The 17085-nt window shown below is 33.4% G+C and carries 17 protein-coding genes; 14 read left to right on the top strand and 3 right to left on the bottom strand.

Annotation, left to right across the window (positions count from 1 at the left end; genetic code table 11):
- Positions 1-3 precede the first annotated feature (3 nt).
- From coaBC to AC3E9W_RS20160, 14 genes are all read left to right on the top strand, one after another.
- Entirely contained in the window at positions 4-1218 is a 1215-nt protein-coding gene (coaBC, locus tag AC3E9W_RS20225) for a bifunctional phosphopantothenoylcysteine decarboxylase/phosphopantothenate--cysteine ligase CoaBC (protein ID WP_488769783.1), read from the top strand.
- A gap of 69 nt (positions 1219-1287) precedes the next feature.
- Positions 1288-2172, top strand: a complete 885-nt coding sequence (gene porD / locus AC3E9W_RS20220) for a type IX secretion system protein PorD (RefSeq protein ID WP_306157721.1) — start codon at positions 1288-1290, stop codon at positions 2170-2172.
- A 53-nt stretch (positions 2173-2225) separates the two neighbouring features.
- Positions 2226-3878, top strand: coding sequence for a DNA repair protein RecN (gene recN, locus AC3E9W_RS20215; protein WP_488769782.1), 1653 nt, complete (start codon positions 2226-2228; stop codon positions 3876-3878).
- Between the two features lie 9 nt (positions 3879-3887).
- Positions 3888-4409 carry a tetratricopeptide repeat protein gene (locus AC3E9W_RS20210; protein ID WP_488769781.1) on the top strand — a complete coding sequence of 174 codons (522 nt, stop codon included), beginning with the start codon at positions 3888-3890 and terminating at the stop codon, positions 4407-4409.
- Positions 4410-4431: 22 nt separating this feature from the next.
- Positions 4432-5622 (top strand): enoyl-ACP reductase FabV, encoded by a 1191-nt coding sequence (fabV, locus tag AC3E9W_RS20205; RefSeq protein WP_488769780.1) that lies wholly within the window; start codon positions 4432-4434, stop codon positions 5620-5622.
- 127 nt (positions 5623-5749) lie between these two features.
- The gene (locus AC3E9W_RS20200; RefSeq protein WP_306157728.1) at positions 5750-6748 is read left to right on the top strand and encodes a glycosyltransferase family 2 protein; all 999 of its coding nucleotides are present in this window, start codon (positions 5750-5752) and stop codon (positions 6746-6748) included.
- A gap of 2 nt (positions 6749-6750) precedes the next feature.
- Positions 6751-7347 carry a dephospho-CoA kinase gene (gene coaE, locus AC3E9W_RS20195; RefSeq protein ID WP_488769779.1) on the top strand — a complete coding sequence of 199 codons (597 nt, stop codon included), beginning with the start codon at positions 6751-6753 and terminating at the stop codon, positions 7345-7347.
- Positions 7348-7406: 59 nt separating this feature from the next.
- Positions 7407-8993, top strand: coding sequence for a sensor histidine kinase (locus AC3E9W_RS20190; protein ID WP_488769778.1), 1587 nt, complete (start codon positions 7407-7409; stop codon positions 8991-8993).
- A gap of 3 nt (positions 8994-8996) precedes the next feature.
- On the top strand, positions 8997-9713 hold the full coding sequence (locus AC3E9W_RS20185) for a response regulator transcription factor (protein ID WP_125722891.1): 717 nt from the start codon (positions 8997-8999) through the stop codon (positions 9711-9713).
- Between the two features lie 508 nt (positions 9714-10221).
- Complete coding sequence (locus tag AC3E9W_RS20180; RefSeq protein ID WP_488769777.1) at positions 10222-10983, top strand: hypothetical protein; 762 nt, start codon at positions 10222-10224, stop codon at positions 10981-10983.
- Positions 10973-12364 carry an RtcB family protein gene (locus tag AC3E9W_RS20175; protein ID WP_488769776.1) on the top strand — a complete coding sequence of 464 codons (1392 nt, stop codon included), beginning with the start codon at positions 10973-10975 and terminating at the stop codon, positions 12362-12364. Before AC3E9W_RS20180 ends, AC3E9W_RS20175 begins: the two co-directional genes overlap by 11 nt.
- 13 nt (positions 12365-12377) lie before the next feature.
- Positions 12378-12989: a hypothetical protein gene (locus tag AC3E9W_RS20170; RefSeq protein ID WP_488769775.1), complete on the top strand. Its 612-nt coding sequence runs from the start codon at positions 12378-12380 to the stop codon at positions 12987-12989.
- On the top strand, positions 12977-13666 hold the full coding sequence (prfH, locus tag AC3E9W_RS20165) for a peptide chain release factor H (RefSeq protein WP_488769774.1): 690 nt from the start codon (positions 12977-12979) through the stop codon (positions 13664-13666). The genes AC3E9W_RS20170 and prfH overlap by 13 nt, the downstream gene beginning before the upstream one ends.
- The gene (locus AC3E9W_RS20160) at positions 13653-14186 is read left to right on the top strand and encodes a hypothetical protein (protein WP_488769773.1); all 534 of its coding nucleotides are present in this window, start codon (positions 13653-13655) and stop codon (positions 14184-14186) included. The genes prfH and AC3E9W_RS20160 overlap by 14 nt, the downstream gene beginning before the upstream one ends.
- A gap of 158 nt (positions 14187-14344) precedes the next feature.
- Here AC3E9W_RS20160 and AC3E9W_RS20155 read toward each other — a convergent pair whose 3' ends face one another.
- The 3 genes from AC3E9W_RS20155 to AC3E9W_RS20145 all read right to left on the bottom strand — a co-directional run bounded on the left by AC3E9W_RS20155 (position 14345) and on the right by AC3E9W_RS20145 (position 17074).
- Entirely contained in the window at positions 14345-15091 is a 747-nt protein-coding gene (locus AC3E9W_RS20155) for an acyl-[acyl-carrier-protein] thioesterase (RefSeq protein ID WP_488769772.1), read from the bottom strand.
- Positions 15092-15160: 69 nt separating this feature from the next.
- The gene (miaA, locus tag AC3E9W_RS20150) at positions 15161-16081 is read right to left on the bottom strand and encodes a tRNA (adenosine(37)-N6)-dimethylallyltransferase MiaA (RefSeq protein ID WP_488769771.1); all 921 of its coding nucleotides are present in this window, start codon (positions 16079-16081) and stop codon (positions 15161-15163) included.
- A 153-nt stretch (positions 16082-16234) separates the two neighbouring features.
- Positions 16235-17074, bottom strand: a complete 840-nt coding sequence (locus AC3E9W_RS20145) for an ion transporter (RefSeq protein ID WP_306157746.1) — start codon at positions 17072-17074, stop codon at positions 16235-16237.
- Positions 17075-17085: the final 11 nt, after the last annotated feature.

The following is a 17085-nucleotide window of genomic DNA, read 5'->3' as shown; positions in this document are numbered from 1 at the left end:
ACAATGTCAGTTTTAAACGGGAAAAAGATTTTGCTGGGTGTTTCTGGCGGAATTGCAGCGTATAAAACAGCCACTTTAGTACGACTTTTTATAAAAGCAGGTGCACATGTCCAGGTGATCATGACACCTGCTTCTAAGGATTTTGTAACCCCACTTACATTATCTACTTTATCAAAAAATCCAGTACATTCAAGTTTCTTTAATCAGGATGATGAAGATGAAGTTTGGAACAATCACGTAGAATTAGCTCTTTGGGCAGATTTTATGCTGGTTGCGCCTGCTACTGCCAATACGTTATCTAAAATGGCAACAGGAAACTGCGATAATCTGCTAATTGCGACTTATTTATCGGCAAAATGTCCAGTTTATTTTGCTCCTGCAATGGACTTGGATATGTACAAACATCCTTCCACTTTATCGAGCTTTGCTGCATTAAAACAGTATGGAAATATTATGATTCCTGCTGAAAATGGAGAATTGGCAAGTGGTTTATCTGGCGAAGGCCGAATGGCTGAACCTGAGAATATTGTTGCATTTTTGGAAGCTGATTTAGAAAGTAAATTGCCTTTAAAAGGAAAAAAAATACTAGTTACAGCAGGCCCGACATACGAAGCGATAGACCCAGTACGTTTTATTGGAAATCATTCTTCTGGTAAAATGGGTTTTGATATTGCTAATGAAGCGGCAAGTTTAGGAGCTGAAGTTTTTTTAATTGCAGGGCCAACTCATTTTAAAGCAAAAAACAGTCTGATAAAAGTGGTAGATGTTGTTTCTGCGCAAGAAATGTATGAGGCTTGTCATTTGTATTTTAACGAAGTTGATGCGGCAATCGCTGCTGCAGCAGTTGCCGATTATAGGCCTAAATTTGTTTCAGATCAGAAGATTAAAAAGAATACAGAAGAATTTTCGATAGAACTGGAGAAAACAAAAGATATCTTGTCTTCTTTGGGAGCTATCAAAAAAAATCAGTTTTTAATTGGTTTTGCATTAGAAACAGAAAATGAAATTGAAAATGCTAAGTTGAAAATTCAGAAAAAAAACTTAGATTTGATTGTTTTAAATTCCTTACAAGATAAAGGGGCAGGTTTTAAAAAAGATACTAATAAAGTGACGTTTATTACTAAAGATTTTGAAATCGAACCGATGGAATTAAAATCGAAAGAATCTGTTGCGGCTGATATTTTGAATAAAGTTATTCTGCATTTTTCAAAATCATAAATTTAAAATATACGCCGAAAGCATAATTTGGAAGCAATTTATGTTTGTAAAATTTAATATTAGACGATTATGAATAAGATAGTTATACTATTTATGTTTTTAAGCTTTGGTTTTGTGCAAGGGCAACAGCTAAACTGTACCGTAACTATTAATACAGAACGTCTAACAAACCCCAATAATCAGGTTTTTAAAACACTTCAGACTTCTTTGGCTGAGTTTGTCAATAAAACAGACTGGACGGGATCGGTTTTAAAACAAAACGAAAGAATAAACTGTTCAATGTACATTACTTTGTCATCAAACAGCTCAGATCAATTTACAGGAACAATTCAGGTTCAGTCTTCAAGATTGATTTTTAATTCTACCTATTCTTCTCCAGTTTTAAATTACAACGATAAAGATTTCAACTTCAGATACACAGAATACGAACCATTGTTATTCAATCCAAATACTTATGACTCTAATTTGGTATCTGTTATCTCTTTTTATGCTTATGTGATATTGGGCATGGATGCCGATACCTTTCAAATGGGCGCTGGGAATCCGTACCTGCAAACGGCACAGAATATTGCCAATGTGGCGCAGCAAGGTGGTTTTAAAGGCTGGAATCAATCTGACGGACTTCAGAACCGCTACTATTTGATTAACGATATGATTGCGCCAACATATAGCGATTTGCGCCAAACTACTTATGCGTATCATACTGGTTTAGACGGAATGACTTTGGATATAAAAGCTTCAAAAGAAAAAATAAAAAATGCGTTAATGCTTATTGGTAAATTAAATTCGGTTAAGCCAAATGCTTTTATAACTCGAGTTTTCTTCGATGCAAAGTCAGATGAAATTGTTTCTATTTTTTCTGGAGGACCAAGTATTAACATTACCGATTTAACCGATGTTTTAAATAAGGTTTCGCCGTTAAACTCTACAAAATGGTCTCAGATTAAATATTAATCTCCGTTTTATTTTTATAATCTTCGTTAACTTACATTTTTACAAAACTCCCCATGATTACATCATTGTCTATTAAAAATTATGCTCTTATAGAAAAACTGGCCATAGATTTTTCTAAAGGTTTTTCTATAATTACAGGTGAGACAGGTGCAGGAAAATCGATTATTTTAGGAGCTATTGGTCTTGTTTTGGGTAAACGGGCAGATCTTACTTCGTTAAAAAATAAAGAAGAAAAATGTGTTATAGAAGCGCAATTTGAGATTGGAAAATACAATCTAAAAGATTTTTTTGAAGCGAATGATTTGGATTATGAAGATGAAACAATCATTAGAAGAGAAATTTTGCCTTCGGGTAAATCACGCGCTTTTATAAATGACAGTCCAGTAAATCTTCAGGAACTGCAAGATTTGAGTTTGTTTTTGATCGATATCCATTCGCAACAGCAAACACAGGAATTATCAGATGAAAATGTACAGTTTAAAATTATTGATGCTATTGCAAACAATACCGATATAATTGCTGAATATCAAAAACTGCTAAAATCGTATAAATCAGATAAATCTAAATTGAATGCACTGCTTAAAAAACAAAGCGATGCAGGAAAAGAACAAGAATACCATACTTTCTTGTTGAATGAATTGGTGGCGGCTCAATTAAAATCTGGTGAGCAAGAAGAATTAGAAGCAGATTATGAAAAGCTGAATAATGTCGAGATTATTAAAGAATCTTTAGATAAGTCTCTTGCAATTGCAAATGAAGAACAATTTGGTGTTTTTCATAATTTGAATGAAATTAAAAATGCATTGCAAAAAGTAGCTCCTTTTGCTGCTGAATATCAAAATTTGTTTGAAAGAATTACTAGTTTAACTATAGAATTTGATGATGTTTCGAAAGAATTAGAAAGTGCTTCAGAAAAATTATTGAATGATCCTACGCAGTTGGAGCTAATCAATCAGAAACTGCAGTCGATTTATAATTTACAGAAAAAACATCAGGTAAGTTCTGTAGATGAACTGCTTCAGATTCAGGCAGATTTAGGAAATTCTTTATTGGAGTTAGATAACATGGACGAAGAAATTGCTTCTTTGACTAAAATTATAGAAGAAAAAGCAGTAGAATTGGATGATTTTGCATCCAAAATACATCAAAATAGAGTAAATGCAATTCCAAAATTATCAGAACAGCTGGTTTCAATTCTAGAAACATTAGGCATGCCGAATGCTCGTTTTAATATGGAATTATTGCCTTCGGAAACGTATTTCCAAAACGGAAAAGACGAATTGCAATTTTTGTTTTCTGCAAATAAAGGAACCGATTTTGGCTTATTGAAAAAAGTGGCATCAGGCGGAGAAATGTCCCGTATTATGCTGGCTGTAAAAGCAATTTTAGCTAAATATTCAAAACTGCCAACATTAATTTTTGACGAGATTGATACTGGAGTTTCTGGAGAAATCGCCATTAGAATGGGGGAGATTATGAAAGAAATGAGTACAACGATGCAGATATTCGCGATTACACATTTACCGCAGATTGCTGCAAAAGGAGATTCACATTTCAAAGTTTCAAAAGCTACAGTTGGAAATGATACGCTTTCTGAGCTGAAACTTTTATCTCAGGAAGACCGAATTATAGAAATTGCCCAGATGTTGTCTGGAGCAAATATTTCTGACTCGGCTTTAAATCACGCAAAAGAATTATTGAATTAAAATATAGAAATGGAGAGTTTGAGTTTTTACGAAAATCAGTTTATAAAAGCAGATTCATTAATTTCTGAAGGAAATTCAGCAGATGCAAAAGAACTGCTGGAAGAAATCTTGTCGCAGTATCCAGATTTTGGAAAAGCACATAATCACTTAGGATGGATTTATTACAACAAACTGAATGATTATGATAAAGGAGTTTATCACTATAAATTGGCCATGAAATTTGATCCAAAATACTCTGCGCCGTATTTAAATTACACCTATTTATTGATAGATATTGGAAGATATGCGGAAGCAAAACAGCATATTGCTTTTACATTAGCCAATTTGGAAAATGCAGATAACTCTACATATAACAGTGAATTAGGAAGAATGGCTGAGTATGAAAACCAATATACTGCTGCTTACAACTATTATAAAGAGGCTACGAAAAATGCATTAAACCCAAATTTTATTGACAATATGAAGGCCAATATGAAAAGGGTTAAGGATAAAATGTCTATTTTTGAAAAATTAAAACTGAAATTGAAATAATACAAAAAAATAAATTGCAAAGATGATTATAGAACCTAGAATGAGAGGATTTATTTGCTTGACTGCCCATCCAACGGGAGCTGAGCAAAATGTAAAAAATCAAATCGAATACGTAAAATCTAAAGGAGAAATCGCTGGAGCTAAAAAAGTTTTAGTTATTGGTGCTTCTACAGGTTTCGGGTTAGCTTCAAGAATTACTAGTGCTTTTGGTTCTGGTGCATCAACAATTGGAGTGTTTTTTGAAAAACCGCCAGTTGAAGGAAAAACAGCTTCTCCAGGATGGTATAATTCTGCAGCATTCGAAAAGGAAGCTCATAAAGCAGGTTTGTATGCAAAAAGTATTAATGGCGATGCATTTTCAAATGAAATTAAAAGAGAAACTTTAGATTTGATTAAAGCAGATTTAGGGCAAGTAGATCTTATCATTTACAGTTTAGCATCTCCAGTACGTACAAATCCAAATACAGGTGTTACACATCGTTCAGTTTTAAAACCAATTGGGCAAACTTTTACAAATAAAACAGTTGATTTCCACACAGGAAAAGTTTCAGATGTTTCTATCGCTCCTGCAAATGAAGAAGATATTGAAAACACTGTAGCGGTTATGGGTGGTGAAGACTGGGCAATGTGGATCGAAGCTTTAAAAAATGAAAATTTATTAGCTGAAGGTGCTACAACAGTTGCTTATTCTTATATCGGGCCAGCATTAACTGAAGCGGTTTACCGTAAAGGAACTATCGGACGTGCAAAAGATCATTTAGAGGCTACAGCATTTACAATTTCAGATAGTTTAGAATCTTTAGGCGGAAAAGCATACGTTTCTGTAAATAAAGCTTTGGTAACTCAGGCAAGTTCTGCAATTCCTGTAATTCCATTATATATTTCTCTTCTTTATAAAATCATGAAAGAAGAAGGAATTCACGAAGGATGTATCGAGCAGATTCAACGTTTGTTTCAAGATAGATTATACAATGGTTCTGAAGTTCCTGTTGATGAAAAAGGAAGAATCAGAATTGATGACTGGGAAATGCGTGAGGATGTTCAGGCTAAAGTAGCTAAACTTTGGGAAGAAGCTACAACCGAATCATTACCAGAAATTGGTGATTTAGCAGGTTATAGAAGCGATTTCTTAAATTTATTCGGATTTGAAGTTCCTGGTGTTGATTACAATGCAAATACTAACGAAGTTGTTAATATAGAAAGCATCAAATAATACTATTTTTACTAAGTAAAACGAAAAACCATCAGCCAAAAGTTGATGGTTTTTTTGTTAATATACCATATCTTTGTTAAAATTTTGAAACAATAAAAATATACCCTTTAATAACGCATATTCTGCTATGATTTTTTCTTTAATTATACCCGTGTATAATCGTCCAGATGAAGTTGATGAGCTTTTAGAAAGTCTCTCAAAATCTGATTATAATGAAGCTTTTGAAATTGTTCTTGTCGAAGATGGATCTTCTATTCCATGTCGAGATGTGGTGATGAATTATCAAGGAAAATTAAACATATCATATTATTTCAAAGAAAATTCAGGTCCAGGAGATTCTAGAAATTACGGAATGCAGAGAGCTAGAGGTGATTATTTTATCATTTTTGACTCAGATTGTATTATTCCGTCGCAATATTTAACTGAAGTTCGTAAAGAACTAGATGCTAATTATGTAGATTGTTTTGGAGGGCCAGACAAAGCTTTAGACAGCTTTTCTGATATTCAAAAAGCAATCAACTTTGCTATGACGTCTTTCTTGACTACAGGCGGAATTAGAGGCGGTTCTGAGAAGATAAATAAGTTTCAGCCACGCAGTTTTAATATGGGCATTTCTAGAAAAGCTTTTGAAGCTTCGAAAGGTTTTGGAAACATTCACCCAGGCGAAGACCCAGATTTATCCATACGTTTGTGGAATTTAGGTTTCGAAACAAGACTGTTTAAAGAGGCTTATGTATATCATAAAAGAAGAATTGATTGGGAAAAATTCTCTATTCAGGTAAATAAATTCGGTATTGCCCGTCCTATTTTAAATAGCTGGTATCCAGAACACAATAAGCTGACTTTTTTCTTTCCGACTCTCTTTATATTGGGATTATTATTAGCTTTTTTATTGTTAATTTTCAATATCGATATTTTATTACAATTATATTTCGTATATTTCGTTATAATTTTTCTTACAGCCAGTATTCAAAACAAAAGTATTAAGATTGGATACCTATCTGTAATAGCGGTGTGGAAACAGTTTTATGGTTATGGAACAGGATTTTTAAAATCATATTTTAAAGTGATTTTATTAAAGAAAAAACCACAGGAAGCTTTTCCGCGTATGTTTTTTAAATTATAAGAATGACAAAAGTTATTGGTCTTACAGGAGGAATTGGCAGCGGTAAAACGACTGTTGCGAACTATTTTGAAGAAATGGGGGTTCCTGTTTACATAGCTGATGACGGCGCTAAAAGAGTAATGCAGGCAAAAAATATTCTAGCAGAAGTAAAATCTGCTTTTGGTGGCAATGTTTTTGATGATGAAGTTTTAAATCGTGTCAAGTTAGCGCAGGTTGTTTTTAATGATAAAGAACAGTTGGCAAAATTAAATGGAATTGTGCATCCAGCTGTAAAATTAGATTTTGAAAAGTGGGTAAAAAAGCATGAAAACTACGATTATGTAATTTATGAAGCTGCGATTTTATTTGAAAGTGGACGATATAAAGATTGTGATGTTATAATAACCGTTACAGCTCCAGAAGAAGTGAGAATTGACAGGGTTATAAAAAGAGATAATACCACCCGCGAACAGGTTTTAAGCAGAATGAAAATGCAGTGGAATGACGAAAAACGAATTTCTAAGAGCAATTTCGTGATTAATAACAATAATCTTAAAAAAGCCAAAGAAGAAGTTGTGGAAATTCTTAAAATTTTAAAGATAAAACAAAAACAGTCTTAAATGTTAATATTTGGTTAATGTATTATTTAGTATATTGTTAAAATATTAATTTTGTTTCGATGAATAAATTATTTTTTAGAATACTTGTTTTACTGATGAGTCTGTCCTTAATAGGGATAATTCTGGTTCAAGTATTTTGGTTCAATTCTTCGTTCAAAAATAATGAAGAGCAGTTTAAATACCACGTTACTCAAGTAATTGGAAATGTTGCAGATAAACTGGAACAGCAAGAAGAGTACAGTTTCTACGACAAATACAACCGTATTAAAGACAGCACGGGGAAAATTCCAAAAAAAGAAGATTTACTAGAAGTACTTTACGTACAGCGCAATACTAAAACGAATAAAACAATTGTTTATTCTAATACTTTGACATCGGAAGATTACGATATCAATGGATCTATTTTTAATAAAAAGTTCAGCAGTGAACGTTTTAAAAGTTTTAGTTCAAGAAGAGTAACAGAAGTTTACAATAACAACGGAGGAATCGATAATAATGCTTTAGGACAAAGTATTATTCCGGATCAGAGATTTGAAAAATCAGGAAGTCTGGATATTTTGAACAAAGTTCAGCAGCAGATTCAATATAAAGACATTGCCTCTTTGACTCCAATTGAAGGGAGAATTACAAAAGACAAACTTTATAAATTATTAAAGAAAGAGCTGGAAGAATACGGTGTTAAGACCAAATTTGAATTCGGAATATACAGCAGTGGCGTTCCAACAAAAATAAAATCAGACGGATTTCATTTTGATAAAGAAGCGACTTATAATATTCCAATTTATACAGATAATGAAGGGAATAGTAAATACGAATTGTCGGTAACGTTCCCACATAAAAAGAAATTCTTATTATCTGAATTATTAAGTATAACTATTTTGTCAATAGTTTTTACATTAATTATAATAGTTGCATACACGAGTGCGTTAAATCAATTATTGCGTCAGAAGCATATTTCTGAAATCAAGACCGATTTTATTAATAATATGACGCATGAGTTTAAAACTCCAATTGCAACCATAAATTTAGCACTTGATGCTATAAGGAGTCCTAAAGTTATTGAAGATAAGGAAAAGGTTTACCGCTATCTTCAAATGATAAGGGATGAAAATAAAAGAATGCACGCTCAGGTTGAAAACGTATTACGTATTTCAAAATTAGAAAAACGAGAGCTTGATATTACGAAAGAACCAACTGTAGTTACAGATATAATTGACGATGCTATTGAGCATGTGAATCTTATTTTAGAAGACAGAAAAGGTACTGTAGTAAGACATTACAATGCAGCAAGAACAACCTGTTTGATTAATGAAGTTCACTTTACGAACGTGCTGGTTAATATTTTGGAAAATGCCATTAAATATTCTCCAGATGCGCCAGAGATCGAAATCTTTACTGAAAACATTAAAGATATGATTTTGATTAAAGTGAGAGACCATGGATTGGGAATGAGTAAGATAGCTCAAAAACGAGTATTTGAGAAATTTTACAGAGAGCACACAGGTGATCTTCATAATGTAAAAGGACATGGTTTAGGGCTTGCATACGTAAAAAGAATAGTAGAGGATCACAATGGTCAAGTATATGTAGAAAGCGAAAAAGGGAAGGGTAGCACCTTTATAATAAAAATACCATTAATAAATTAAAATATGGAAAATAATAACAAAAGAATACTTTTAGTAGAAGATGACCTAAATTTTGGGGCAGTTCTTAAAGATTATCTAATGTTAAATGACTTTGAAGTTACTTTAGCTAAAAACGGTATGGAAGGTTTCGAAAAATTCAAGAAAGATGTATATGATTTATGTATTCTTGATGTCATGATGCCTTATAAAGATGGTTACACTTTAGCCAAAGAAATTAGAGAGAAGAACAGTGAAGTGCCAATTATCTTTTTAACAGCAAAATCTATGAAAGAAGATGTGTTAAAAGGTTATAAAGCTGGTGCAGATGACTATTTAAATAAACCTTTTGATTCTGAAGTTCTTTTAATGAAAATTAAAGCAATCATTCAAAGAAAATCAGCTGATACAAAAGCAGAACAAGTACAGTTTGAGTTTAACATTGGTAAATTCCATTTAAATTCAAAACTAAGATTCTTGACTTTCCAAGATGAAGAGCCAATTAAATTGTCTCCAAAAGAAAATGAATTGCTTAAAATGCTTATTCTTCATGAAAATGATTTAATGCCAAGAGAATTAGCGTTAACTAAAATCTGGAGAGACGACAACTACTTCACATCAAGAAGTATGGACGTTTATATCGCTAAATTGAGAAAATATCTAAAAGCGGATGAAGATGTTGAAATCTTAAATATCCACGGAGAAGGTTTCAGATTAGTGATTAAAAGCAAAGTTTCTGAATAATAATTCACCCAAAAAACATATAAGCTCTGAGAAATCAGGGCTTTTTTGTTTTTAGAAACAAAGATACAAAGGGACAAAGTGGCAAAGAGGTAAACTTTGTCCCTTTGCAACTTATAACCTTTTGTAGTTGTTATGTTTTTGATTTTTAGGTGTATGTGTTTTTTATAATGATTTTTCTTAAAATAAATTTGGAAAATCAAAAAAGTATTATGAATATTTGCAGACGAAAAAATTAATAACCCTTTAAAACGAAGAAATAGTGTTTGTACTTACATCGACATCTCAGAGCTTTACATCAAACAAATTTGGTGAAGCAATTCTTCGTGGCTTATTTCAATCTTAGAAATATACTTTTTAGATATATAAAAAAGCCCGAAGACAATAAGTTTCGGGCTTTTTTTATTCTAGACTCTTCAAAATTTTCCCGAAAATCGATTTTTAGAATTTATCCGTGAGGATAAAAGGTTAAGCCTTTTTGGCTGTTAATTTAATGCACGATAATTTTTTTATGGAAAATTATACGGTAGATGAGTATGCATTGTGTACTCGTCTTAAAAGTAAGAGAAGAAAACTGAGATTAGTAAAAGAAGATTTTGAAAAACAATTAATTCAGTTAAGAAAACTTGAAGTTGAATTTTGGAAAAAACGTAGAGATTTACCATTAATTCCTTTAGAAGTTCCCTATCAAAAAGGCTGGCAACGTAATTTTAAATTAAGAGACGATGTTGCGAGGTCAAGTGAAGCCTCATTTTACAGCGAATTATTGGAAAAAATAAATACATGGCAGTTCTCTCCAGAAAAATCTTTTAAGAGAAAAAAGAAAAGAAAGAGTAGGCATGTGTATGTTGAAAAAATCCAAACTGTAAAAGAGTTTTCAGAGTGGGAATGGAAAAGTCCAAAACTTGAATTGACCGAAAAAGAAAAAGCGCATTTTTATAAAAGAGAACGTTGGTGCAGCAACTTTAAACGCTACAAAGTTCATTATGTGTTTAACGAACCTTGGCGTTATGTGCTTCGTGTGAGTCCGTATATGATCACACATACAAAAATGGTCGATTCAGTTTTAGAAAGTCAGATTCAGCTACTTGATAATTATGTTGTTAATCATAATCTGAGAGATAAAATCAACAGATTAATACACGGCAGTTCTCATAAATGGAGTTACTATGAAAAGGAAAATCCAAAAGAGACAAGTCCAATTAAAAATAAAAGTCTGCAGGAATTGTATCAGCAATATGCAGGCGAAATGATAGAAAATCATGGGAAATAAATTATCTGGAAAAGACCTGATTAAGTTGGGCTTTCCAAAAAACAATTCAATAAACATAGCCTTAGGGCAAATAAATAGATATAGAAAAAGAGAGAAAAAAGAATCTATTCTAATAGAAGCAAAAGACGTTCTGCTAAATCCTGAAAAATATGAAGGAAACGGAACTTGGGGCAAAGTAGCTGAAGGTTTAATCAACCCAGTTCAGGTAAGAATGCATCAATTAAATAATACAAGAGCACCTTTTACGATTTTTGGTGAAAATGAAATTGATCAGCAGGCAAAATTTCAATTGTACGATTCGTTAAAACTGCCAATTTCAGTCGCAGGAGCTTTAATGCCAGATGCGCATTCGGGTTACGGACTGCCTATTGGGGGTGTGCTAGCAACGGACAATGCTGTGATTCCGTATGGGGTTGGTGTTGATATAGGATGCCGAATGAGTATTTCTATTTTCGATTTGCCAGCGTCACATTTTAAAGGAAGAGAACATCAATTGGAAGCAATTTTGAAAGACAACACCAAATTTGGAATGTATGAAACCCATACATCAAGAGTAGATCATGAGGTTTTTCATAAAAGCGAATTTCAAGATATTCCGCTATTAAAGAATCTTTTACCAAAAGCGTATAAGCAGTTGGGAACTTCTGGCGGAGGAAATCATTTTGTAGAATTCGGAATTGCAAGAATTGATAATCCAGAGAATGAGTGGAAGCTTGAAAAAGGGGAATATTTTGCTGTTCTCTCACACAGTGGTTCACGCGGATTGGGTGCAAACATTGCAAAGCATTATACTTATTTGGCGACTAAACAATGTCCGTTGCCAAAAAATGTACAGCATTTAGCTTGGCTAGATTTGAATACACACGATGGTCAGGAATATTGGCTGGCAATGAATTTAGCGGGTGAATATGCAAAAGCTTGTCACGACGATATTCACAGACGAATTGCCAAAGCGATTGGAAAAAGAGTGGTAGTGACAATTGAAAACCATCACAATTTTGCTTGGAAAGAAATGGTTAACGGACAAGAATGTATTGTGCATAGAAAAGGAGCAACACCAGCCAGCAAAGGGCAGTTGGGGATTATTCCGGGTTCGATGACTGCACCAGGTTTTATTGTAAAAGGAAAAGGAAATGCGGAGAGTTTGAACTCAGCTTCGCACGGTGCAGGACGTTTGTTTTCGAGAGCAAAATGTAAAAGTACTTTCACGCAGAGTTTGATTAATAAAGAACTGAAGAAACACGACGTGACTTTAATTGGCGGAAATATTGATGAAGCGCCAATGGCTTATAAAGACATTACAAAAGTGATGGAAAATCAGACGGAACTGGTTGAAGTGCTTGGAACTTTTACTCCGAAAATTGTTAGAATGGATCGTTAAAACTAAAAAGATTATGGAAAGATTTCAAGATGAAAATAAATTCTTAGGCAATTTTTACAGTGAGATTTTAGTAAAATGTCCAAAATGCGAATCAAAAGCAACTGTAAAAAAAGAATTAAAAGAAAATTGTGAATGCGGGAAATGTCATAATATGGTTTTTGAATGCAAAAATTGCTTTCATAAATTAAAAGAACCCGTGTATTTATACATTGCTTATGGAAAAGAATACTGTAATAATTGTTTTGAAAAATTCGAATATCAGTCGCAGCCGCTAAAAGAAAAGCCTTTAACGTATAAAACAAAATGTCCTCATTGTGATTTTCAGGAGGAATGGAAGACTAAATCGTATAGAGTTAAAGAAGAATCGAAACTAGATACCGGCGTGGTAAAAGATGTTTGGTACAATTTGCAGCTTTGGTTTCAGAAAGAGTTTGACGGTTCTATTTTCTGGGCTTATAATCAGGATCATATTGATTATCTAGAAAGATATATTGGCGCCGATTTGAGAGAACGAAATTCAAAAGCAAATTACACATCAAGTTTAGTGGCTCGTTTGCCACAATTTGTAAAAGCGGCGAAAAATAGAGAAAAGCTGCTTAAAATTTTAAAGAAATGGAAAGAATAATTCAGATAACAGCGGGTCGAGGACCTGCAGAATGCACTTGGGTGGTTGCCCAAGTGCTTAAAAAAGTTTTGGATGAAGCACGTGAGCAGGGACTTGAAACAGTTTTACTGCAAAGAGAAGCTGGCGAAGAAAATGGAACTATAGAAACGGCTACGGTTGCTGTAAAAGGAAAAGATGCAGATCAGTTTGTGAATTCTTGGATTGGAACCATTCAGTGGATTGGTCAGAGCCAATTTCGGAAAATGCATAAACGCAAAAACTGGTTTATCGGCATTTTTGAAATTGAACAGCAGAAAAATGCAACATTTTCAGAAAATGATATTCAGTATCAAGCCATGAGAAGTTCTGGAGCGGGTGGACAGCATGTAAACAAAGTAAGTTCGGCTATTCGGGCAACTCATATTCCGACTGGAATTGCGGTTGTTTCTATGGATAGTAGGTCGCAACATCAGAACAAAAAATTGGCAACAGAAAGATTAATTAAAAAACTGGAAGACGAGAAACTTATTCAGCTTAAAAATCATGTGGGCAAGCAATGGGAAAACCAATTGAATGTACAACGCGGAAATCCAGTGAGGGTTTTTGCAGGAAGTGATTTTAAAAAGAATAAAGTGGAGAAGAGCTACAAAGGAACTCGTCAGAAATTAAAAAACGATTTACGAAATGAAAACAATTGATAAATACCTCTTTCAGGCTTTGGATAACTATCCATATTGGTTGGAAGGAACAATCGAATCTTTGGATTATGCTTTTTCTTATGATTCAAAAAATACGATGATTTTATGTTTGTACGGACGCATTCAGGCCGAACAGCTTATGAATTATGAAGAAGCTAAATCTTATTTTCAGGAAGCTTTATCGATTAATATTCATGCGCTTGAAGTGTATCCGTATTATTTACAGACGCTGATTTTGAATGAAGATTATGAAGAAGCTGAGAAATTGATTGATTTTGCTTTGACTGTTAAAGGAATAAATAAAGCCGAAATTTTTATTAAGAAAGCGATGTTACTTGAAGTACAGCATAAATTTAAAGATGCTTTGAAAGAAATTAAGCAGGCAAAATTATTCTCTATGCAGCACGATTACGATTCTGGAATAAGCGAAGTGGAAAAACGAATTAAAAGTAAAATAGATTTATTGGAAAACAAGAAATCTAAAAAAGATAAAAAAGGCTCTAAAAAGAAATCGAAATGATTCTAATACAACAAAAAACGATGCAACTTGCATCGTTTTTTGTTGTATGGATTTTGCTATTTGATTTCCTGCAAGGTTTCCAAAACCTTGTAGGTTTGTGGCGTACAATTGCACACCTACAAGGTTTTGGAAACCTTGCAAGAGTTGAGCGGTTTTAGTTATTTCCAATGTAATTCTAAAGCAAAACAAGTCTTTTCGCCTTTTGTAATCGTGAAAGTAGTTTCGGTTTGCTCTTCATTATCACTTTCGTGAATAATAACTTTATCGTTTAAAGAAAGTTCTTTTATGAAATTCATTTCAAAACTTTTTACTTCTTGCTGTAGAATTCTTTTTGGGTTTACATGATCGAGACACCACTCCAAATATTTTACATTATTGGCGTGATTTACAATGTCTAAATCTGATAAATAAACGGTTTTTTCAAAAACGGATTCTTTCTCAGAATTAATATTTATTTTAGAAAAGCCTTCAATTGTAGCTCTATTTTCTGGAAATAATTCGAAATGTTCAAAAGGTAATGCCAGAGCTTCTGGACGGCGTGCTTTTGTGTTGAAAACGGCCCAAAATGTTTCGCTTCCTACTATTTTTTTTCCGTTTACATACATTTCCAGTGCACGGACTGAACGTGAATTTTCTAAACTATTAATCCATGTTTTTACGGTGACCACATCTTGCCATTTTGGCAAAGCAGTTATTTCTACACGCATACGGCTTAGAACCCAAGCTTGATCAAATTCCTGCATATCACTAAAACTGATACCTCCAACTTCTGAATGTGCAGCTGCGGTAAGCTGTAAAAGGTTGCACAAATCGGTGTATTTTAAGTAACCAGTTGGCGTGCATTGTGTGAAATTGATTTCCCAGTCTTTGGTTAAAACTGATGTGAAATTGGGAGATATTGGCATTTTTTAATTTTAGATTGTTGATTTTAGATTTCTTCTTGAAAATAGAGAAAAGAATATAGAACAAAGATTTTACTCTAGGAGATTTTCTATATAGCCTATAATGTTTTTTCTATCTGTTGAGTAATCAAACCATTTGGTGTTTTCGTTTCTTTTGAACCACGTTAATTGCCTTTTTGAAAACCTTCTTGTATTTTTTTTGATTTCCTCAATTGCAAATGGCAAAGTGAATTCTCCGTCAAAATAACTAAATAATTCTCTATAACCGACCGTTTGTAAAGCATTTAACTCTTTGTTAGGATAAAGTGCTTTTGCTTCTTCCAGCAATCCCATGTTCATCATGATGTCGACGCGCTGATTGATTCTGCTGTAAATTATTTCACGATCTGCGTCTAAACCAATTAAAATAGGTGTGAAGTTTCTGTTGTTTTTCTTTAGATTTAAAAAGGAAGAATACGGTTTTTGCGATCCGATGCAAACTTCTACAAAACGCATCATTCGCTGTGGGTTTTGTAAGGTCTGCGGGTTTTCGATTGTTATTTTTTGATAATAATCGGGATCTAGATTTTTCAATTGTTCCTGAAGATATTCGATTCCGAATTTCTCATACTTTGAATTGACTTCCTGACGAACTTCTGGAGCGATTTCTGGAAATTCATCGAAACCTTTTAAAATGGCATCGACATATAGTCCTGATCCGCCGATTAGAATGGCAAAATCGTTATTTTGATATAATTCTTCTAGTTTTGAAAGTGCTTCTTTTTCGTAATCACCTACGGTATAATTTTCAAAAATGGATTTGTTTTGAATGAAATGATGTTTAGCTGCATTTAATTCTTCTTCGCTTGGAACGGCTGTTCCGATGGTCATTTCTTTAAAAAACTGACGACTGTCACAAGAAACAATTTCGCAGTTAAAGTGTTGTGCCAAAGCAATGCTCAAGGCTGTTTTGCCTATTGCTGTTGGTCCGACGATTGTTATTAGGTATTTCATATTTTTTAGCCCAGATGGAAATGGAAACCCCGGACTTATATTTGTGTGTTTTTTTTGGAATAAAAAAGCGACCGGAGGAAGCTCTTTTTATGACTTAAAAAAACAGCAAAGATAAGGAGGAGTTGCAATGTACAGATGGATTAGCTTCTTAAATTAATTATTTGGCAATTCTGTTCCGCATTCATAACAATATTTTGCGTTGTCAAAATGAACTTGAGACTGGCATTTTGTGCATGTTTTTTTACTGTTTACCGTATTGTTTTTTAAGCTCTTTTTAGCAAATTCAGCGGTTACAATTCCTGTGGGAACGGCGATTATTCCGTAACCTAAAATCATAACAAAGGCTGCAATGAATTGTCCTAACGGGGTTTGTGGAGAAATGTCTCCATAACCAACGGTTGTCAAGGTAACAATTGTCCAATATATTCCCATTGGGATGCTTGTAAAACCAGATTCTTTTCCTTCGACCAAATACATTATGGAACCAATTATGATGGTGCTGATTAAGACGAAATAAATAAAAACAAGAATTTTTTCTTTACTCGCATCAATGGCTTCTTTTAGCTGTAAAGATTGATGGTTGATTTGCGGAATGTGCAAAATTTTGAACAATCGAAGAAAACGTAGCGCTCTCACGATGGACAAAATACTTGCGCCAGGAAAAAAGATGGACAAGTACATTGGCAAAACGGCGAGCAAATCGATGATTCCGTAAAAGCTAAAAATGTATTTTATTGGTTTTTGAATGGAAATAACTCTCAGAATATATTCGATGGTGAAGAATATTGTAATGACCCATTCGCAAATAATTAATTGCTCGTGATATTTAGAACTGATTCCTTCAACGGTATCGAGCATGATTAAAAGAACGCTCAGTAAGATTAAACCTAAAAGAACCAAATCGAACATTCTACCTGCTAAAGTGTTGGTTCCATAGAGAATGATTTTTATTCTTTCTCTAAAAAGTTCGTATTTAGATTTGTGTTTTACCATACTATGAAGAT

The organism is Flavobacterium sp. 38, from assembly GCF_057799715.1.
The sequence above is the reverse complement of the archived record's forward strand: the minus strand, read 5'-3'. Positions and strand labels throughout refer to the sequence as shown.